This is a genomic window from Bacillus cereus G9842 (assembly GCF_000021305.1).
Taxonomy (GTDB): domain Bacteria; phylum Bacillota; class Bacilli; order Bacillales; family Bacillaceae_G; genus Bacillus_A; species Bacillus_A thuringiensis_S.
In genome coordinates this window covers 1-21,301 of the sequence record NC_011775.1, presented here as the reverse complement: position 1 = coordinate 21,301, position 21,301 = coordinate 1, and the positions used below count along the sequence as shown (strand labels likewise).

The window sequence follows — 21,301 nt, the reverse complement described above, 5'->3', positions numbered from 1 at the left end:
TGAAGCCTTGTGGTTCAAGGGTTGAGCATGTGTTTCCCCTTTATACAATTTCTCTTAAAGGGCGCATTTTTACAAAATTCGTTTTGCTATAATCAAAATTGGTATATTTTATAGTATTTTGACATATATTTCTGAATTTGCAGAACGGAGGTGAAAAAGATGGGGAAATCATTTGTAATACAAAATCAACGTAGCTTAAATGGGGAAACAACCAATGCTGTGTTAGTAACACTAAAATCTTGGCAAAAGCTTGTGGAAACATTTGAAGAGAGGTACTACAGCTATAAAGATACATATTTAGAAGATATTCTGCAGCACATGACATACGAAGAACGTATTGCTGATGTAGAAGGCTTTGTCGAAAAAGCCAAGCCATCTTTTTCACGTCGCACAATAATGTCTACACTGGCAGAAAAAACAGGACGAAAACATAAATTATACGGTATTACGAATGCTGATCTTGAAGTATTCTTATACCTCCATAAGATATGCTATACAAACGGCGTCATTCCAAATGTAACAATACATATGATGTGGGAAGATTACAAGCAATATAAAGAAGAGCTTGCATACATTCAGCATTCTCAATTCTATATCGCTCTTAAGAAGTTAAGCATACATAACATAATCTCTATCGAAAATGGCATAGATGGCCGATATACAATTAAACTCACTCACTTTATGAATGAGGAAACAGAAAAGGCAAATCCATACGTATACATTAGTCCTGTTGTATATACAAAGGCTTTCTTTAAGCTATCTGTAGCAGCTAAGAAACTATTCTTAGACATTGCTATGCAACAACATACTGAAACAACGTTAAAGCGTTCATTGGACAAGCAGGACGAAAGAGGAAACAAAACTCACTTTGGCGGAATGTATCGTTTCTTACATAAAAAATATCCGCATCAAATCCGTGCGGTTATCGATGAATTAACAACTGCATTACCATGTACAGGGAATCCCCTATTCAAGATTTGTAAAATGCAAAAAGGTGTAAAACATACAAAACGATATACAACACTATATCTATCTATCCATCCAGACTTCTTATGTACTAAAGAAGCTGGAGAAGAACAACACAGGAATCCATTTACACCAAAAGCTACCTATTCTCGTAAAGCGAAATTTATTGAAGCAGTTCTACAAGAGATGAATATCGGTGAACTGTCTGCAGACATGAATAAGTTCATTCACGTATTAAAGTATACTTGTCATCGTCAAATCCGTAGTGTAATTCGCGGGCTTCGTGACATGGTTGATCGAAAAGAAGGATATCCAAAGAAAATTGTATATACATTGAAAAAACTATTACATCAAACATCTCAATATCAAATCCTTGATACTGCAGCGAAAGAAGGTATCTACCCTCTTATTGCACAACATATACCAAAAGAGAGAAATAGTGACCGTGAGCAAGCTGTCTTTAATTTCGGTTTACATTATTCTATGTACTCTCTACACAATATTAAGAGGATGTTCAGAAATGTGCATGCACTACTAAAGCAAAAGTTTGCGGTACCAGTGACGGAGGAATCTTATCACCGTAATTATCTAAAATACCAGGAAGAAACGTTATTTAGGAAATATGCATATGATCAGGGAGTGAATCTCCATTCATATATCGCTTTAGAAATTGAAATGCGTGAAAAACTAAAAGTTCGTGGCCATAAAGAACGCACAATTCCAAGTGATGTACGTGAGTGGTTTATCGAATCCATTGATAAACTACCCCAAGAGCAGCTGCGTGTAATTGAGCTACCAAAACAGTTTAATTTACTAGAGTTTATGCGTACCTTTGAACGCTTAATACGTGCTGGCGTATCCATAACAACTGCAGATCAGGTGCTAACCGCAATGGAAACAAAATAAGAATAAAAAGCTCTCTATTTTTGAAAAAACCGAAAGTAGAGGGCTATTCGTGTTTGTTTCATTAACCCCTCTTTTCTACTACCCTATTTATAAATATCAAATCAGAAGGACTTCATGTGAAATGGAGCTTTTTTTATACAATTCAATACAAATCTTCTTCTACTTAAATAAAATTTTCCACAATATACATTTAATATTCTTCACATGTAGGAATACATACGAATTTTTATCTACAAAAAATCACAAGAATTTTTAAAAAAATAGTGGATATGAGGAAAAAAATGACTAAATGTGAATAATATATTCTCAAAGGTATTGAAAATGCTAGTGTCATTGAATTCATCTAATAAAAATCATCAATAATAATGTGAGTTATGTTTAAATACTGATTAATGTTAACAAATTGCAACATTATCTGAACAAAATGTGGATAATTGGATGCTAAACAACGCTTCATTTACCAATTTCAAGGAAATAAATCATATTTACATGATTGAATAAATATAATGTGATTTGTATTAATTTCTTTCCGATTTCATGTAGAAACATATAATTCTCTTTCTGCTTTTTTGTAGAATTGAAAATCTAATAATCCTTGAATCTACGAAGACATTTTTTACAATTTATGATTTTTTATGCTCTCACATGAAATTTCCCCTTGTGAGAGTAAGTCTAACCCCTATTTAGGAGAACCTATAAAAGTTTTATCTTTATTTCTTTTTAATATATATAAGATATATATTTATAAAAGATTTTAATATTACTAGTATGCTTGTTAATAAAATGTCATACATGGTTGAAGATATTCAAAAATTCAGTTATAATAATAATCACTAAACACTTTATTACCCTACATTAAAAAGACAAACCTTGTCCTTATATGGATAAATAGGTTTGTCTTTTTTTAACATAAGTTTTATTTTATCTACGATTAAACATAATACATTTTGAAAATTCAAAGGGTTGTTTTTCCGTTTGAGTTTTCAAAATGCCACCAACCGAGCATAGCAAGGGCGGTAGTATCTTTTACATTGGTTTTAATAAAGTCGGGGTTAAGGATAACAGGATATATTTTAGCCTTTAATTAACTTATATAGGGATTTTACTTTAAAACAAGTATTTTCCCCCTCGCTTCAGCTTAGAAACGCTTACAGGGGAAAATAGGATCCGTATACTATTTTTTTAAAATGGTAGTTCATCATCTTTAAAATCTACTTCCTTACCAATTAATAAAATATCTTTGTCCATTATTTTATTATCATCTTTTTTGGCATTGGTATTGGATGTTGCAGGAATAATAAGTTCTATTTTTTCACATTCTACATAAGAGCTTCCGTATTTAATTTCTTTATTATTATCTTTATAAGCTCCATCATTTATTGTACCTACTACCTCAACGAAATCTCCCTTTTTTAATGAATTATATACATAATCAGCTCTAGCTCCTAAAACGGTAACGGGAATAAAATCTACATCTTTTGCGTCATTTTTTTTTATCTTTTCTTTTTTTACAGCCAATGTAATTTTAGCGACCTGATTTTTATACCAAATATCTTTTACAATCTTACCTGAAATAATTGACTTATTCATATTGCATTCTCACCCTTTTTAATTTTATTTTTATGCACTAAACTAAGTACTTAAAATAATAAAAAGCCCTATTGAGTTTTAAGAAACAAATTATTGTCCTTAAACCCAAAGGGCTTTTATTTTTACAAACGAATTTAATAGATTACATTTACTAATATTAGTATATATTTTGCTGTTATTTTTTTCTAGCATTATCTAAATTTCTTTCTAAATAGCTACAAATAAATTGTAATAGCGATTATCTTGTAAATCGACTTCTAATTTCTCCTTTAAAACCCCTTTTCTTTCAAGAGATAATTCTAAGAATTGATCATCTAATCCTGCAGTATATACTTGATCTATTACTTCTTGTTCCCCATATTTAAATTCTCTTATGTCACCGTTTTTTCCATACAAAATCCATTTCGATTCATTTAAAAATTTATATACAAATTCCCTAACACCTAGTAAATTAATCAATTCATCTTGGACATCTAAAATACAATCCAGAATAGAAACACCAGAATCCAAATGACGTCTATCTTGAATATGAATTGTAAATTGCCCAGCTGCAAACCTAGTTTTTACAAACACATAGGCATATTTTTTATTTTCTTGATTAACGTTTAATCGTAATCCTACTATTTTATTAGTTGCCTTTAATCTATCCTCTACAGCACTTACCTTTGTTTTATTATTATTCATAATTAAACCTCCCCTTAATTAATACTTAAATTCCCTCTTAAATTGTAGTGATACTATTATTATTTAGTATATCAAAGCTAAATATAGCCTGCTTTTAAGAAAGAGAGTCCCCATGTGACGCAGAAACCCTCCTTGTTTTATCAACCTGGTTGTTATATACCTTTATTTTTAGCTTCCCTAGTATCTATACCTACTTCTTCAAATAGATGATAAATTTCTTCTCTATATCTAGGTATAATTTTAAAAATTTCATCGTCTCTCAATTCAAATAATGTATTATTATTGCTGTCTTCGGCCACTATATATATTTTTTTATGCTGTTCGATAAACTGTTTGAAATATCTTACTGGTACTTCAGAGGGGATTAAAGCCATATTCCCTTCTGAATCGACGAAATATATATATAGATTCTTATCATCGTTAAATACCTTTCCCTTTACACCTTTTGTTACTATCGGATCTTTATCATTCTTGTTTTTTTCTCTGTTTTTTTTGTTTTGTACTCTCTCTTTTATCATTGTTTCGTCCACCTCCTCAATTTGTGCATAACAAAAAGAGCCTCCCGGAATATTCGTAAAAGAAAACGAAAACCCGAAAGGCTCTGTGTTATTGGTTCATAATAAAAATTAAAATAATGTTTTGTTAATTCCATTATAAGATATTTTTAATTGTTGATTCAATACTAAATTAATAAAAAAAGCACTAAAAAATAATATTATCTTTCAGTGCTTTTTTTAATAAATACTAAAGGTAATTTTCATTAATAATACCTTAGTATTTCTTATTGCTTTTTACTGATTCAATTCTAAAGATTCATTATTAAGTATAATATTAGAATCAAACAAGGATAGATTATTTGACTGAATATAATTATATTCATTTTGAGACATCTCAAATGAGGAATAATTATTATTCTTAAATCTATCTAATTCTACTGTATATACTTTTTTCTCTGCATCCGAAACTATTTGTTCAACAGTTTCTTCATCGTTATTGTGTTGCTTTTTAACTCTTTTTTCTAGAGAACGAAGTTCCCAAATTTCTTTTTTTCCAATCTGGAGAATGGAAACGTGTACAAAGTACTGTTCTTTCATTTATGTTTTCCCTCCGACATAAATACAAAGTGTTTATGACGCTCTATAACAACCATCTCCTCTCAACGCTGTTTAAGCCCCTTTTTTATTTCATCCTTTTCACATACATTGTACTAAAAATTATCTAAAATAACACTTGAATATTGCAAGGTGAACAATAAAGTTAGACAAAAAACAATTAAATTACATATAAAACACACATAAAACACATATTTAGTTCGTAAAATTAAAAGGACTGAATATTGGATATTTTATAATCGCAATATACAGTCCTTAGTATTTAAAATAATTTATATGATAGTTTTTCAAATTCTCTTTTCATTAGTTTTGCTTGTAATGTATAAAGAGGTATTCCTTTTAAAGATGCCTCTACTTGTGATTCAAAGTATGGTAAAGTTATTTCTGGACTAAGTACATCATCAAATTTTTTGTTCCACTTGTTCCCGATTGTTACGATTTTTTCATCTTTAGCTAATTGTTCAAAACCTTTTAGTATTTTATGTTGATGACTAGCAGCAGCTAAGCTTTGATAATTAGGCTCCATAATCAACCAGATTTGATTACATAATGCTAAGGTCTCTGTAGCTAACTTATTACTCCAATTATGTGAGAGGTCTACAAATGTAATTCCAGATGACCTAGAATGAAAAATTAATTCTTTTGCTTCTAGGGGAGTAAAGTCCCTATTCTTAATTGGATCTTTAGAGTTTAAATCCAGTGTGCTACTTTGACAAGGAAAAAAGTTAATATTGTCTATGGACCATCTAGGGATATATCCAAACGTTTCTGGCCTTGTTTTAATAGCTTGATGTACTTCTTCCCAATATTCATGATGTTCTTGTTCTGCATTTAGTAAGTGATACCAAATTGGGAATTCTGATGGAGTATCTAAAACGGATGAACTAATTCCATGGTCTAAAGATAAAAATCTAGTGAAATTATGAAGGAAGAATGTTGAACCTGCCCCTGGTGTTAAACTGACTACAGCAATTAAATTTTGCTTTACAGTACCCAAATTTCGATGGCCAGTATTCTCATAACCCTTTGTATCCAAGGATGTATCTTTTTTGAAAAGATTTAAAAATACATTTCTACCTTTTCCTTTATATTTATCTGCTCTTAATGTGGAGCTATCGGTTCTCTTATTTACATCCTTTTGACTGACTTCTTCCCCTAAATATATGTCTTTTTTTATATCCTCTTTATTATCATCGGATACTTGCTCTTTAACCTCTTCAACTAATTCTTTAGGGGGAATATTAGTATTAAGAGGTATATCTTGATTTAGTGTCTCCTTTTCCTTTACTACTTCAGTTTCAGGCGAATTGTCCTTGTAGTTATTTTCTTCAAGTTTAGGCTCTTCATCTGAATTATTTATTACAGCAATATTATTTTCAGAGTCATTTTTATCTTTACCGAATATTTTTGAGAATAGACCAGGTTTCTTCTTATCATTATGTACTAAAGTATCGGCTTCTTCGGTTTCTACTTCAATTGCAGTTTTTAAGACATCTTCAGTTTCTATTAATTCCGTTGACTGCTCTTCTTCTTTAAATTCAAATAACGAATTTTTACCAAATAAGTGTGATCTATATTTCGTATTTGAATTATCAACTTTTAAATGAGCTACGTTGTTATATTGAGGTGGATTTACTAGTTGCTCCACTAAAGCGTCTAAAGCAAATTGATTCGTATAAAAAATATCCAATACATTATTATTTACTAATTCACTTAAAAATGGATCTCCTTGAGGACGCTCACATACAAAAACAACTCTTATACTATCATTATATGTCTGACGGATATATTCAATAATCTCTAAAAATTTTATTTCCTTATATAAATTTTCTTCTACTTGATTCTCTTGTTCAGGATCGTAAGGAATTTCTAAATGTTTGTCGTGAAAAATTATAATGTCCGGATGGTCTTCTTCAATAACGTCAAATAGATAATTAGAACTAAATACATCATTCATACAAACAATAAATTCATTTTTTAAAAATTTGCGAAATATGCCATGTAAATCTTCATGCCCCATTGAAAGAACTATTCTTTTCATACTTTCACCTGCTTTCAAATAATATAAACTTTGATTCTACTTAATCGGTTCTGTAGTACCATAAAATACAACATTATCTTTATTTGCACGTTTTTTTAGTTGTTGTTTAATCCGATTCATATCAATTTCAGGCGTATAGAATATATCTGTAATCCCTAGCTCCTTTAATTGATCAAAAAATGTGTCATCTATATTTCTAATGCACATGTAGCAAACCCTAATGTTTTTTGAAAGGCTTTTTATAAGTTCAATTATTTTCTCATCTTTATTATCTTCATCTTCAAATTCTAAAAATTGCTCAGCAAAAATTAAGACTTCTGGTTTATATTGTGATACATAAGTATTTACATCCTCAAATTTATTAATGTTTGTTTCACAAATATCAAAGTCCCCCTGAAAATGGTCTAGGAAAAATTTATAAAAAGGCTCATATTTCATACCTAGTACGACTTTTTGCATGTAGTTCTCCACCTTTGTAAATTTACTCTATAATTATTTGAAAACTCAATTTGATAAAAAGAAGAACACCTGTATATGCATAATTCACATATATATTTTGGTGTTCTTCAAGTACCGCATCATTTAAAGAATGGCATATCAACTTGTAACAATTCTGCTTTATTTTTTGAGGCATCCGGTTTTTTTACGTAGAATGATTTAGAAAAACCATCAGACTCTACATTTTCTTCAATACAGAAAATGCAAGGCAGTTTATATAATTCTAAATTTAATTTTGTAATTATCTCTTCTGCTAGCGATAAGCAGGATACGCTTATAATTAAGGACGTTTTATGTTGACTCATGCCTTGAATTGGAAGCAGTTTATATTGCTGGTAGACTTGGTCCCATTTCATTAATCTTTCAGTTAAATATGCAATATAATCTTTAGATTGCTGAACTCTTTCTAATACAAAATTTATGTTCCCTGCTTCGGTTAGTGCTTCTATAGCTGCAAAGCTATTAATCAGTTGTGGATTGTTTAGAATACATCCCTGCCATTTAAAGCTACGTAATCCTTGTGTTTCATAAATTTGGCACTTTATTTCATTAATAGCTACATAACGTTGAATGGCACTTAATCCTAACGTCTGCCAACGAGTAGGCTCCATAAAGAACTCTTTATTAAAATAATGCTTTAAGAAAATATAACCGGCTAGTCCTAGAGTAAATGGAGATGGCGGCTTTATATCTGGATCCTCTGATGAATTAAGGTCCCATCTTTCAACAAACCCATACCTTCTAAATTTCTTTAAGCGTAGTGATACTTGGGAACGACTCATGATTTTACTCATTAATCTTTTAAGCTGATTTTCATTTACAGCTATACATTCGCCAACCATTTTCAATAAAATAACGTCTTCTTGTTCCATGTAATTGTAACTGTTCGCTTTACCTAATACTGATCCGAGATTTGTTAGAGGTTGATAATTATCGATTAGGGCAATCCCTCCAGTTATACTTGGATCGTCCCAAATTGAGATACTACCATCCTTCTTCCGAAAGTACGGATATTCAAAATTTAAAGGCACAACTTGTGGTTTCATATGCTATACCAATTCCAATTAGTTATACAAGAAACTAGTTAAATTTTTTGGTTGTTTTTTCCCTTGAGGGTATGAAAAAATAACACCTCTAGCAGAACGTTTTTCGATATTAATCTCAACAATGCGAACAGCTACAATATCACCAACAACAGGTTCCTGAACTTCACGTGGCTTAGACGCCTTAATAGTAAAGCCTTTTCCTAACTTAACAAATATACCATCACGCTCTGATACATTTGTAACTACACCCGTTGCAGTATAATTATGAGGTTCTTTATCGCGTAATTCTTCAAACGGATCTTCTACAGCAGCTTTACGACTAACTTGAATTTGTTTTGTATCTTCTTTAAAACGTTTTACTTTCACTGGAATTGTTGCATTTCTAGGAGCAATAGAATCAATATCAAATACGCGCTCATGATCTAAATCTGCAAGTTTCATAAAGCAAGGCGTACCTTCAACTTTTAAGAAAATTGTACGTGTATTTTCATTTCTTCCAGTAACAATTCCATCAAAAACTTTTTCATTAAGGGTATTTTCTTCTTCTAATTTATAGATTTCTTTTAAAAATTTCTCTTTTTTAATATCGTCTGCTTGTTTAACACTTACAGCAGCTAAATTATTTTCTTTATCAATACCTAATACAATAAATTCTTGAATAGTACCAGTGAAGCTGTTCAATGACTTATGTTCATATTCCGAGAACTCACTAGCCGGACACATACCTAAAGCTCCATCTTCAAGAGCGAAGTATACGCATTCCACATCTCTTAATTCTAATTTGCCGCCTTCTCCTGGAATATTCATTTTCTGTACATTTACGTTACGAACCATGGCTGTAACAATTTCTTTGTTTCTTTTCGCTGCTGCTAAACTATCATATACCTCTTGTTTCATTTCTTTCATAAATGGTCACTCCTTAATTGTATCTATTTTTATATATTTTTTTGTTTGTAGTAAACAACAGTTTCCTGTTCTATTTGCGTATTATATTCATAATTACCCTATATTCTAAGAGTAAATTTAAAAAAATATTTTTTTCTTTAAAAATTTTAAAATGCAAAGAAATCAATACTAGGTTATAATTAATATACTTAATAAATTAATATACCAATTTAATTATTCTAATTATTTTTATATACAGTTGTATTGAAGGAGGATTTTTTATGAAAAACAAATTTATTAAAGCTTGTACTGCATTATCTATTGGTACTCTATCTTTACTAGGAGCAGGTAGTTCCTTAACGCATGCTGAAGAGAGATTTGTAGATGTACCTCAAAATCACTGGTCATTCACTGCTATTCAAGATTTAAAAGAAAAGAAAATTGTAATTGGTTATGGGAATGGGATTTTTGGATTTGGGGATAATGTGACACGCGAACAAGTAGCTATACTAATGTACAATTACCTTCAGCCAGAAGATAGAGGGACGTACAAGAATCCTTATCCAGATGTTAATTCTCAAACTACTAATTACTCAAAACAAATTTTATCTTTAACAGCTTTAGGGGTTATTAAAGGGGACGAAAATGGAAATTACCGACCTAAGGATACTTTAACTCGTGCTGAAATGGCAGCTATACTTACAAGGGCATTTAATTTAAAAATAGCTGGTGAACTTACTTTTAAAGATGTTCCTAAAGATCATTGGGCGAAAAATGTTATTACTGCTGTGCAAACTAATAATGTTGCTGATGGAACAGGCAATAATGAATATAGCCCGAGTTTGAATGTAACTAGAGAGCAATATGCTCAGTTCGTATATAAAGCTATGAATAGAAATAATAAACCAGGTGGCAATGATGGTTCTACATCTCTTCCTGTTGAAGACATCAGTGGTAATGGAACTGGAGAGTCTAACGTTACTGATGGTGGGACACTTATTAAATAATATCTTCCGCACATAATAAAATATTTTATTATTAACTAAAAAAACGAGATTCCATTTAAGGAATTTCGTTTTTTTAGTTTTACGTATATAAGTAATTAGTTTACTTCACATTAGAACCTGAGATTCTATCTAAAAAATCAGGGTATTGTTTACCAGCAATTCTATAAAGATCTTTTATTGCAGCTCTAAAGCAATCAATAGCTTTATCTGCTTCTACCATATCAGGCCATAACTTCTCTTGTAAATCATTACTGTGTGTATAATAATTTCTAATTTTCCGGTGATCTAAAACATCTTTCCATATTCCACTATTCCAATTTATGGGACTAAATCCTTTTTTCTGAAGTATAGCGTCAATACAATTTCGATAACTACCTCTACCTAATTCATTAACACTAAGAGCATCACAACTATATGATTCTAACGCCATACATGCAGTCACAATGGACCATCTAACATATGTACCACTCATCCATTCGTCTGTGGTCTTTCTTGCTAAATCTCTTGCATGTAGAGCATCATTCCATAGATGATTATAAGGTCTTGTAATTAAATCTATTTCGATATATGCACTCATTTTATCCCTCCTGTTTTGAATACTATTAAATAATATTCAAAACATAGACCTTAATACCCTCTTATAATCATATAACTTAATTTTTATATTCATAAAATATAGAACAGTCCTCCAATAAAGAAAGTCCAAATAGGTAACACCATCAAAAATCCATTTATGAGTCCTCTGAAAAATCCTAGCCCATCATCATTAGTAAACTCATTCTCTGCTTCTCCACTCATAGTGATATTCATCCCTATCTCCCCTTTTTAATTCGGTTATTTAGATAAAAGTACGTAAATACTTTCTATAGTTTTTGAATGCAATAAATCATTTAATGAATTGTTTGAAATTATATCCAAGTTCATTATTAAATTTTTATCATTTAATGCAATACCTATACAATTTACTAAACGCTTAGTTGGTCTGAGCGTTTGTTCTGCAGCTAGATCCACTCTCATGCAATCTTGTAGTTGATACAACTCATTAATAGCAAGAGTAATGGTGCTAACTCCATTTGAATATGCCTTTCCAACTTCTAATAATTTGATTAATTCTTTTTTGTTAATTTTTAAACAAACATTATCACTATCTTCATACGGATATATGAACGAAGGTAAATCTATCAAATAACTTGTCGCAATGAAAATATCTTCTGTATCAATTTCTTGTAATAGTTCTACAACTGCCTCTTGTTTTAGCATAGCACTCACCTTAACTTTTTTTTCCAGATGTACATTATTATAATCATTGTTCAAATGAATTTTAACAACGAAATTTTTATTTATAACTTAAATAAATTATGTATTAAAAACCTTTTAAAAATAAAAAAGGCGAACACATATTATTAAATGCGTTCGCCTTAATGTTTAATATAATTAATAGAGTAGCTTCTATTATTTTTTTTCGAAGTATTCAAACGTTCTAGATTGGGTATCGTATTTTATTCTAAATTGTTGTGTTATTCCAAAACTACCTTTTTTTCTAACTAGAAACCAAACATGCCCATCACCTATGCTTTCTAATTGCAAATCTTTATGTCCTTTTGTTTGTTTTAATTGTTCTCTCGCACTATTAACGGACTTTCTCCATGAATATCTGTTTAATTTAGGCAACGTTTTGTTTTTCATTAAGCTCACCCTATCGTTATTTATTCTAATTTTCTTTTAATCATTTATAATTAAAAATATATTTATATTTATCATATACTAAGTCTTAGTATTTCTCTTTTATAAATTCATATAACTAAAACCTTATTACTTTTTAAGAAACAAACTATAAAGTAACAGAATTGTGTTAAGGGGTCAATTATATTCTTTATTAAAAATATATATACTATTTTCTTTTAGTATTTACCTGTCTTCTTAATTATTTTATTTTATTTTAACTTTCTTAAAGAATTAAGTGTTTAAGAATGCTCTATATTTATTTCTTTTAGCTACACATAACTAGGGGAGATTAGATCTAACGAGTACCTCTGCAAAAGGAGGTGGAGCAGCATTTCCACATCTAACATCTTGTTATACCTTTGAATATCGATTAATCAATTACTAAACCATAATTAATTAGGTCCTCTACCTGATTATTATTAAAGTATTTTATATGGGATATTATCCAAACCGTTTGTTTATCTGTTAAATAACCACATATTATACTCACAAAAGAGCTTTCCCCCTCACTCCCAGCATCAATTCTTAAATATTGATCTCTCACTTTATCTTCATAAGCAGCTGCACAAGTATAATGCTCATACAAATTGCAGTGAAGAAACTCTCCCGTAGGGCTTAGCCATCCATTTATAACAGGTTCATTTTTACTTGTAAGTATCATATAATCGCATCCCCCTCTTTTCTATTGGTTATATGGATATCATTATAAGATACCACTTATTTTTTCTCTTTTTTAAATTTAATTAATAAAAGAAAAAAACACCCAACAGTAGGTAATTTACCTAGTTAGGTGTTTTATATAATTGTTAAATTCTAGTTTTACTTTTTTAATAACTTCGAAACTTCTTTTTTATTAGTGTTGCTTATACAATTAATATCCATTAGCAGTAGAATAGTATTACGGAGCGTCATTTAAGTGAGTTTGTCATGTAACTCAGGAATATAAAATGCAAATGAATTATCCTGTATAACATACCCCTTAATTAAGGATGAAAGGGACTCTTCGTAGCATTGATTGAAACTACTAACAAAATTTAAAAAATACTCGATTTCTACATGATCAGTTTCATTAGTTTTCTTATTTACTCGTATAATATTTTTCATTAGTACCTACTCCCTTACTATTACTCTTCCTTTGAAAAAACAAAATAACCAAAAATGTTTGCTGCAACCCAAAGAAAGACTAAAATTTCTATAAAATCAATAATGTTGCGCATATATATTCCCCTTTATTTTTTGTTTTATATATAAATCTATACAAATCGTAAACATGCAAAAAAGCCCTCTAAGAGATTGTTAAGGTAAAAATACCATTCACAGATCCCCAAGAGGGCTTGATTATTATTTGTGATAATAAAAAGAAAAAATACTTGTAATGCTTATAGTATATCAAATAGTTTTAGAGATTTGTAACTTTTTATATGAATTAGGAACACGAATGATGGGTAACGTATATACGTAACTTATATACGTTACCCATTTGTAATACTTATTAAAAATAGTATTTAGATACGTTACCTATTTTCTATACTATTATTAATCAGTCTTATTTCCTATATTAGAATGTTACACTATCATGAATAAAAAAAAGCCTAGCTATGATTAGCTAGGGATGTAAGGGTTTCACCTCATAATTGTAATTATGATTAATGTTGAAACGAAACAATAATAAATAGTCGCATGACTATTTAAAAAGAGAGTAGTTAAATTGTAATATAATTCTACAAATTTGTAAATATATCTATTTATATTTTTGTTATATTACGATATATTGTAAAATACTTCTATTTCCCCCTGTTTACTGCCAAATGCTATTTATATCTATATATTGATATAAATATAAACAAGAAGTTATTTCTCCTCTGACAACTCATACCAGGATATTTTCCAACCTTTTTCAGTATCTTTAATGTGGTAGTTAATATCTATGGTCTTATCTAATTTTTCATCCCCTTTAATTTCATTACTGCCTATTATCTTTTGTTTAGTATTCACTATCCAAGTAGTCTTATCTTGCTTTTTAGTATCCAGAGTTATTATTTCAAACTTAGCCTTTGCATTGCTCATAAAGAGTGCTGCTGCGGGGCCTACAGAAGTATTATCTTGGACAGTAGCAGTAAGGGTACTTGTATATTTGTGATGATCTCGTTCATTTAATGCATTAATATTTTCCTTAACTACTTTTTCTACTTGCCATTGATCCCATTTGAAGAAATATAGGACTGAAATGATCAAGAATATAACACCAAAAATAAAAATAATTTTTTTCATTTCCTCACCTCGTTCATAATTTTATCATTATATTGGCATGCTATCTTCTTTATTTTTTACATATCCAATGTATTACTTCTTACCATGTTTATTAAGATATTTCTAATTTGCCATTTTCTAATATTGTCTGTTAATATATCTACATAAATCATTACTTTTTATTTTATATAACATTAACAAGACAGACCTTTTGGGTTCGTGAAATCTAATTAATAAATTAGTAGCGAATCAAAGAGGTCTTTTTTTGTTGTCCTTTTGTAATACAGGATATTTAATTCGAGCAAAACTTAGGAGGAAATTTAATGAATTTAATAGTAGGAAGCATTGTGAAGATAATTAATAAAGCTAAATGGGAAGGACATGCTGGTAGAATCGTTTCTATTGATGACTCATTAATTCTACCATACCGGGTTGCCTTAAATAATGGTAAGCATAATAACTATGAAGCAGGACAATTAAAGATATCTAATGAGCATCCTAAAATACATATAAACGCTAATGATATTAGAGGTAATTCTCTAAGGATAGATTTTTATACGGCTTCTATAATTAATACCGATGATGGAACGTCAATAATTATTCCAATCAAAGAAGATGATTTTGAGTTAGTAACTGTACAAACCAATACAATCTATTTTGAAACAAGTTTAGTTTAAAAATTGTACTACTAATAGATAGGAACTTAATAATATACTGTGAATTTAAATAAATTGTGAGAATAAACCTTTAAGGAACGAAGAACTATACTTTCGTGATCTTGAGGTTTTTTGTTTATATGTCGGGGTGAAATAATGAGTGATTCTAAATGTGATATATGTATATATCAAAAACTTGAATATAATAAAAACACTATTTCCAATGATTTTTGGATATATTCATGTGTGAAAAACAATAAATGCAATAGCGAGATACCTTATTCATGCGTAGAATTTGAGGAAATAATAAAACAATGTACAATTTGTAAAGCAGCTGTTCCAATAAGGAAAAGAATTAAAGGCTGCTATTGTTCATATATTTGTTTAGAAAAGGATGTAAATATAATTAAAAGTGCATTATCGCGACTGCATGGGCAATTGGCACTTGAAAAAACTAAATTAATTAATGAAAAATGTTCACCAATTAAACATAGCTTTATTAGTAATAATATACAAGAACTCTATAGATATATTGAACATAATGAAAGGCTGTTGGAGATTATAAAAATAGAATGAAATATATAGTTAAAATTAAAAGAGTCCATCTTGTAAATAATAAAATGGACTCTTTTTCTAATACAATATATTCTTCATAAACGACTATTATTAATAATACCCTACTCTTAAGGTTATGGAAGAAACCTATATATTCTCAGTTTCTTCCTTCCATAACTCTTCGTTTTGTTTTGCCTCTACCATCGCACGTAAAAATATAACTGCTTTTTCTGTATCCTTAGCATTATAAAAATCCGTTAAATATCGTTCTTTTCGGCCATTTGTTAGGTACTTAGACTCTTTTATAGATTCTATTTCTTTTTTAGTTATCAGTTCCATTACCGTTATGTGGTAGTATACGTTTTTCTTTCTAAAATATAGTGCTATAAAAAAGAGTATACTTGCTATTAATATTAATAAAACATCAACATACAGATTTTGAATATTTAATAGTACGGTTAATATCGCTACTAATAGTATTATAAGAAGTACTGCCATTGTCTTCTTAACCTTTTTACCATACTTTATTTGCTTATCTAACAAAAGATCAACCTGTTCCTGGTGTTTAAATTCTTCTTTTACTGTCATTATCTAAAGCTCCTTACTCCTTATTTACCTATCAAAATTATACTATTAATTTACATAAAGACTAAGCCTAGTATTTTTCTCTGTATTTACTATAACTTTTAAGAGCTGTATTCTTTGCTTTACGTCCTTATTATCAAATTCAGTAATGTAGCTCTCTTTTTGATCGTTAGATAAATATAAAGAATCTTGAATGGACTTTTTTGCATTTTGATTCAATACTTCCTCAATTTCATTAATAAAGTACATATGCCTTTTAAATGAATATATATGAACACAAATATTTACTAACAATACAATAATGATACCTCCAAAAATAACAGCATTCTTATAGCCTTGAGATAATAAGATTGCCATAATGATTGCTGCAATAGCATTTATATCACTACAAATGGTTCTTAAGTCTTTTGATTTATTTTCTTTAATTTTTAATTGTTCAATGATTTTATTTAATAATTGTAACTCCATACTTGTCCCCTCTTTATGTCACTTAATTGTAAAACCGAAACCCCCTTATTAATAGTTGGTTTCGGTTCAATAGGATAAAACGTTATCTACTTAGTAAATCTTTTCTAGCGTATCGATACCCTTAAGTCTCCCTGTATCATCATACAAAAGTGTAAGTTTATATATTCCTTTATCTGTTGTTACCTTTTTGTAATCCTCTATATCTTCTAAAATAACTTTATCCACCTGTGTTTGTAGTTTATCTGCTACTAATTTGTATTGTTCTACTTGATTATTTTCCTGTATTTTAGCTTCTTGTTTATATGACTCTATAATAGCGGCATCAGCAGAGCGTCCTTCACTATAAATAAAATAACAGGATACGCTACCGAGCATCACACTTATTGTAATTAAAGTTCCTTTTATCCAAGAGTCCCTATCCATCATTGTTACTATGCCGTGTATCACTAGGATAATCAAAATAATCATTATAAACATACTCAACAAACTTAACAATGAATACATATCATCACTCCCCTCAATTAATTTATATATATTATTTTAATGTTTTTATTCCTAATGAAAAAGCAGTTTAATAGAAATCTGCTACTTTTTCACATTGTATGTTTAACAATATTTTATATTCTTATAAACACGTTCTTGTGTCCCTTTACTTGCTACAAAAATTAAAATACCTTTCTGACATAAATATTCAAGATACATACATACAAAAGGATATACCTTAGACTTTTCAGTAGAAAAATACAGCTTTGGTGTGCTACATTTTTCAATTAGTTCGTTTACTACATCAGTGGCTCTAATTTCTAATTCATTTTCTACATACCAATTTAACTGTTCCACTTCTATGTATGTTAGTCCATTAATTCTTTTATCAGTTCTATAATTATCTATTAAATGTATTGGAACCCCTACTACTTTTTCACTATTACTAGAATACTGCTTCGCTTTTCCTGGCAGGGTTTGTGTCGATTCATCATCAAATAAAGATAATTGATTCATTTAATTACCTCTTTCCTAATTAATTGATAATAAAATTAAAAATCTTATACATATTAATGGATTTAATATTAATCAATAGTTAAAACTTGATATTCATTAACAGTAATAACAGTTGTATCATCGTGAATGTTATACACTAGCGGGGAACCTGTATGGCCATGTAAAAATAACTTAGGTCTATCCCTTAATAAGTAATTTGAATATTCTTCAAAACCTCTGTATAAATCTAATTCATCCTCTGGCTTTGCCCAACGTGGATTAGCATGAGCTACAAAAATATCGACTGGACCAATTTTATCTAAGAAGGTACTTAATTCTTGTTCGGTAAATTGATTAGCAACTTTATTATTATCAGTATAAATTGGTACTCCACTAAATCCTGCAATAATATATCCTTTAACATTTACTACATTACGATGTAAAGATTTGATATTTGTATCATGAAAAGCATCTTTACTATCATTTTCACCTAAAACCCCGTATATAGGAATATCTTTGAAAAAATGTTCAATAGAATATAATGCCCTTTTATGTATATCACCTAATAAGAGTATGAGATCAGGTTTTACTGCTAATAGCTCATTTTGTTCAACTAGTTCTTTTATGCCTCCAGTTGTATTTGAAAACACGATAATTTTCATATTATTCCTCCTACTATTTTATATTATTGTTATGTAGATATATTATATTTTCATAAATCTACTGGAATTATAACACAGTGTTAATTTATCTGCTTTTTGAATAAATTGGGGAGCAGCTGAACATAATAATACTAAGAATAATAATATAAATTATAAAGATAATAATAAAATACATTAGTTACTGTAATGGAGAAGAAATAACTAGTTACAAATGCAGACAGTTCAATAGGTAGAACACTATATCTATTTATTGGATAATATAACTGTTCGATCCTAGTGAACTACATATCAATAAGAGAAAGAAATAGTTGATAAAGGCAAAGATTTTAAGAATAAAATAATTAATATCTGCTATAACAAATTTTTTTCATATACAAAAAAAGGTAAAAAGGTGTCTAATATCACAATTTACGATATATATATCAATTATTTGCAGTAGATTGCTGTCAAATAAGGTGTTTTTATATACAGTATATATATTTATAAATGACAAATAAGCGTTTAAATAGTAGATTTTTAAACGCTTAAAAAAGACAATAGTAAATAACCCTCTAATATGAGCCGATTTTTAAAAAAACTTTTTCTGAATTAATTTTTAACAATACTATTAAACATAGCTTTAACATCAATTGTTTTTTTATTATCCGGGTGTATAGAAGTAGTATCTTCTTTTATATTGTTTTCAGTTGTTAAATTTCTTTGTGGTAATTTTTGTCCAAATTCACGTTCAAAATTAGGATTACTTAACTTGTATTCTTTAGCAAGTTGATGAATGTAATCTTGCTTCAACCCTTTTTGAATATTTTCATCATAAATAGTATTTAAACGACTAAAATATATGTCCCAAGCTTTATTTCTTGAAATAGTTGTCTTTATTTCAGTATATGTAGAGATTTCAGATGCAATATTAATAACCTCATCATCAATACCTGCAGTTGTAATAAAGTTAATATACGGCTCACTTTCTTCTACTAAAGAAAGGATATCCATAGATTGTAGATAATCTACTTTCATTTTTTCTAATTTCTGAGTTAAAGTCATACGAATAGCAGGCATTACATAGAAGTTTAAAATGTAATTTCCGAATTTCCCTTCACGCATTAATCGCGGGAATATAAAAGATTGTTCTTGGAAAAAGCGTTGTAAGCTGTCTCTATATAACTGTACGCCATATTTTCCAAAATTATCGTATAGTTTCTTTTTCGTCATATGTATCTTTTCTAAAGACGATTGTTCAAATTGCTCTAGATCATGACCGTGTTTTATTGCTATGTCACGTAAATCACGTAAAGTAGCAAGACGCTCCGGTTCATATATAGAGGTAACATTTTCCCTTTTTACATGTTTTTTAGCAATACGAACACGTATTACATGGGATTTTTTTTCATCACATGTACGTTTCTTACGATTTAATTCATTTAATTCACAATACACCTCAAGTAACTCACGTACATTCTCTATATCACTTGTTAGCAGGTGTTTCTTTCCATCATGAGTGAACTCGATTTCGATAAGCCCATTTTCAATTAATAACACTAGTACATTTAATAAGTCCTTAAAATTATAGAAATATCTAAGAATAGGATTATTAGTTGCTGTTACATAACCACGTTCAATAGCAAATCTATGCCATTCACCAGGTAGTTGGGAAGTTAGAATATAATATAAAAATTGTAAAGGTCTTTTGTATAATTTCTTGAATTGCTTGTCTTGGAAAAACTTATATAGACTAATATAAGTAAAACGTGTAGGTCTATGGTCAATGTGAATTGCCATATTATTATAGTAGACACCATCTTCTTTATATATACAATTGGCCTCTTCTAAATCTTTAAAAGCAGTAGGAATACAACGGGTAGACATTAGCTCTTGTTTACGGATATCTTCTTTATCTATATATATTCTTCCATCGATATCAGTAACCATAGCTAGAGGTGCTATTAATCTTGTAGCAATAGTTGAGAGGTTATTTTTCAAAGCATGCTCACGTAGTTTGCTTCTATTTAACATATAGGTTGTACTTCCCTTCTAATAAAAGCAAAAGGACCAGCAAAACTTAACTTTGAAAAGTAAAAAATTGGTCTGAAAAATATACAACAAATCATAATCTGCACAACAAATAAACAACAAATAAATGTTGAAAAGGCATAACAAATAGATTATAATTTAAGTATCGAAAATTTTTTCAAGTTAAAAGTTTGGTCGCTTTTAGCTTTATTTTTTATTTTGGTCTTGCCTCCATGTGAGGCTCTTTTTTTTGGTCTTTTTTTACTAAATGGTCAGTTTTCTCTATATATACGACAAAAACACACCTTCAATTGAAAGATGTGTTGGATATGTACGATAGTTATTAATGTTATGTTTATATTAGGTACATTATCCTACATCTTTACGCATACACAAATAAGCAAAGATCTCGTACTTTAAATTTATACTCACAACAAAATTAATTTGGTCGATTTGTTGGAAAGCATAAATTAGTCCAAAATCTTTTTAAATAGGCTAATCATAAGTTTAATCTAGTTTTAACGTTTTTTCAAGAAGTTATTTCAAGTAATCTAGTTAACTATGTAAAATGCTTTTTAGTATAAATAAAAGAATTTATCTATTAAACATACCTTACAATGACAACTATTTAATGTAAATAATAATTTTATAATATATAAATTAAAAGTTTTTTCTACTTT

The 21,301-nt window shown here is 29.2% G+C and carries 24 protein-coding genes; 4 read left to right on the top strand and 20 right to left on the bottom strand.

What is annotated here, in order from left to right; translation table 11 throughout:
• Positions 1 to 159 precede the first annotated feature (159 nt).
• Positions 160 to 1,872, top strand: a complete 1,713-nt coding sequence (locus tag BCG9842_RS27375) for a hypothetical protein (RefSeq protein ID WP_000520244.1) — start codon at positions 160 to 162, stop codon at positions 1,870 to 1,872.
• A gap of 1,182 nt (positions 1,873 to 3,054) precedes the next feature.
• Here BCG9842_RS27375 and BCG9842_RS27370 read toward each other — a convergent pair.
• The 8 genes from BCG9842_RS27370 to BCG9842_RS27335 form a co-directional block, all read right to left on the bottom strand.
• On the bottom strand, positions 3,055 to 3,462 hold the full coding sequence (locus BCG9842_RS27370) for a single-stranded DNA-binding protein (RefSeq protein ID WP_001043179.1): 408 nt from the start codon (positions 3,460 to 3,462) through the stop codon (positions 3,055 to 3,057).
• 207 nt (positions 3,463 to 3,669) lie between these two features.
• Positions 3,670 to 4,146 (bottom strand): hypothetical protein, encoded by a 477-nt coding sequence (locus BCG9842_RS27365; protein ID WP_001063583.1) that lies wholly within the window; start codon positions 4,144 to 4,146, stop codon positions 3,670 to 3,672.
• A 152-nt stretch (positions 4,147 to 4,298) separates the two neighbouring features.
• Complete coding sequence (locus BCG9842_RS27360; RefSeq protein WP_000588975.1) at positions 4,299 to 4,664, bottom strand: hypothetical protein; 366 nt, start codon at positions 4,662 to 4,664, stop codon at positions 4,299 to 4,301.
• Between the two features lie 273 nt (positions 4,665 to 4,937).
• On the bottom strand, positions 4,938 to 5,240 hold the full coding sequence (locus BCG9842_RS27355; RefSeq protein WP_000664241.1) for a hypothetical protein: 303 nt from the start codon (positions 5,238 to 5,240) through the stop codon (positions 4,938 to 4,940).
• A 280-nt stretch (positions 5,241 to 5,520) separates the two neighbouring features.
• A complete protein-coding gene (locus BCG9842_RS27350) occupies positions 5,521 to 7,299 on the bottom strand; it encodes a hypothetical protein (RefSeq protein ID WP_000822916.1) in 1,779 nt (592 codons plus the stop codon).
• A gap of 36 nt (positions 7,300 to 7,335) precedes the next feature.
• A complete protein-coding gene (locus BCG9842_RS27345) occupies positions 7,336 to 7,758 on the bottom strand; it encodes a hypothetical protein (RefSeq protein WP_001174779.1) in 423 nt (140 codons plus the stop codon).
• Between the two features lie 119 nt (positions 7,759 to 7,877).
• Positions 7,878 to 8,843 carry a hypothetical protein gene (locus BCG9842_RS27340; RefSeq protein WP_000804353.1) on the bottom strand — a complete coding sequence of 322 codons (966 nt, stop codon included), beginning with the start codon at positions 8,841 to 8,843 and terminating at the stop codon, positions 7,878 to 7,880.
• An 18-nt stretch (positions 8,844 to 8,861) separates the two neighbouring features.
• Positions 8,862 to 9,749 (bottom strand): hypothetical protein, encoded by an 888-nt coding sequence (locus BCG9842_RS27335; RefSeq protein ID WP_000661723.1) that lies wholly within the window; start codon positions 9,747 to 9,749, stop codon positions 8,862 to 8,864.
• A 260-nt stretch (positions 9,750 to 10,009) separates the two neighbouring features.
• Between BCG9842_RS27335 and BCG9842_RS27330 the strand changes: the two genes are divergently transcribed.
• Positions 10,010 to 10,735, top strand: coding sequence for an S-layer homology domain-containing protein (locus BCG9842_RS27330; RefSeq protein ID WP_000790782.1), 726 nt, complete (start codon positions 10,010 to 10,012; stop codon positions 10,733 to 10,735).
• Between the two features lie 100 nt (positions 10,736 to 10,835).
• On the opposite strand, the gene BCG9842_RS27325 is transcribed toward BCG9842_RS27330, so the two are convergent.
• The 6 genes from BCG9842_RS27325 to BCG9842_RS27300 form a co-directional block, all read right to left on the bottom strand.
• The gene (locus tag BCG9842_RS27325; RefSeq protein WP_001277279.1) at positions 10,836 to 11,312 is read right to left on the bottom strand and encodes a hypothetical protein; all 477 of its coding nucleotides are present in this window, start codon (positions 11,310 to 11,312) and stop codon (positions 10,836 to 10,838) included.
• A gap of 89 nt (positions 11,313 to 11,401) precedes the next feature.
• A complete protein-coding gene (locus tag BCG9842_RS31455) occupies positions 11,402 to 11,545 on the bottom strand; it encodes a hypothetical protein (RefSeq protein WP_001027869.1) in 144 nt (47 codons plus the stop codon).
• 24 nt (positions 11,546 to 11,569) lie between these two features.
• On the bottom strand, positions 11,570 to 11,995 hold the full coding sequence (locus BCG9842_RS27320) for a hypothetical protein (protein ID WP_000917566.1): 426 nt from the start codon (positions 11,993 to 11,995) through the stop codon (positions 11,570 to 11,572).
• Between the two features lie 192 nt (positions 11,996 to 12,187).
• A complete protein-coding gene (locus BCG9842_RS27315; RefSeq protein WP_000792398.1) occupies positions 12,188 to 12,421 on the bottom strand; it encodes a hypothetical protein in 234 nt (77 codons plus the stop codon).
• A 409-nt stretch (positions 12,422 to 12,830) separates the two neighbouring features.
• Entirely contained in the window at positions 12,831 to 13,121 is a 291-nt protein-coding gene (locus BCG9842_RS27310) for a hypothetical protein (RefSeq protein WP_000604176.1), read from the bottom strand.
• A gap of 1,190 nt (positions 13,122 to 14,311) precedes the next feature.
• Complete coding sequence (locus BCG9842_RS27300; protein ID WP_000720024.1) at positions 14,312 to 14,731, bottom strand: hypothetical protein; 420 nt, start codon at positions 14,729 to 14,731, stop codon at positions 14,312 to 14,314.
• Between the two features lie 302 nt (positions 14,732 to 15,033).
• Between BCG9842_RS27300 and BCG9842_RS27295 the strand changes: the two genes are divergently transcribed.
• Positions 15,034 to 15,387, top strand: a complete 354-nt coding sequence (locus tag BCG9842_RS27295; protein ID WP_001049236.1) for a hypothetical protein — start codon at positions 15,034 to 15,036, stop codon at positions 15,385 to 15,387.
• Between the two features lie 135 nt (positions 15,388 to 15,522).
• Positions 15,523 to 15,942, top strand: a complete 420-nt coding sequence (locus BCG9842_RS27290; RefSeq protein WP_001284018.1) for a hypothetical protein — start codon at positions 15,523 to 15,525, stop codon at positions 15,940 to 15,942.
• 126 nt (positions 15,943 to 16,068) lie between these two features.
• Here the strand turns inward: BCG9842_RS27290 and BCG9842_RS31730 are convergent, their stop codons facing one another.
• The 6 genes from BCG9842_RS31730 to BCG9842_RS27260 form a co-directional block, all read right to left on the bottom strand.
• Positions 16,069 to 16,509, bottom strand: a complete 441-nt coding sequence (locus BCG9842_RS31730) for a hypothetical protein (protein ID WP_000216289.1) — start codon at positions 16,507 to 16,509, stop codon at positions 16,069 to 16,071.
• 45 nt (positions 16,510 to 16,554) lie between these two features.
• Positions 16,555 to 16,974, bottom strand: coding sequence for a hypothetical protein (locus BCG9842_RS27280; RefSeq protein WP_000422874.1), 420 nt, complete (start codon positions 16,972 to 16,974; stop codon positions 16,555 to 16,557).
• A gap of 90 nt (positions 16,975 to 17,064) precedes the next feature.
• Complete coding sequence (locus tag BCG9842_RS27275; RefSeq protein WP_000287115.1) at positions 17,065 to 17,478, bottom strand: hypothetical protein; 414 nt, start codon at positions 17,476 to 17,478, stop codon at positions 17,065 to 17,067.
• Positions 17,479 to 17,580: 102 nt separating this feature from the next.
• On the bottom strand, positions 17,581 to 17,973 hold the full coding sequence (locus BCG9842_RS27270; RefSeq protein ID WP_001072815.1) for a DUF3895 domain-containing protein: 393 nt from the start codon (positions 17,971 to 17,973) through the stop codon (positions 17,581 to 17,583).
• A gap of 68 nt (positions 17,974 to 18,041) precedes the next feature.
• On the bottom strand, positions 18,042 to 18,614 hold the full coding sequence (locus tag BCG9842_RS27265) for a metallophosphoesterase family protein (RefSeq protein WP_000692389.1): 573 nt from the start codon (positions 18,612 to 18,614) through the stop codon (positions 18,042 to 18,044).
• A 588-nt stretch (positions 18,615 to 19,202) separates the two neighbouring features.
• Entirely contained in the window at positions 19,203 to 20,624 is a 1,422-nt protein-coding gene (locus BCG9842_RS27260) for a hypothetical protein (protein WP_000934734.1), read from the bottom strand.
• Positions 20,625 to 21,301: the final 677 nt, after the last annotated feature.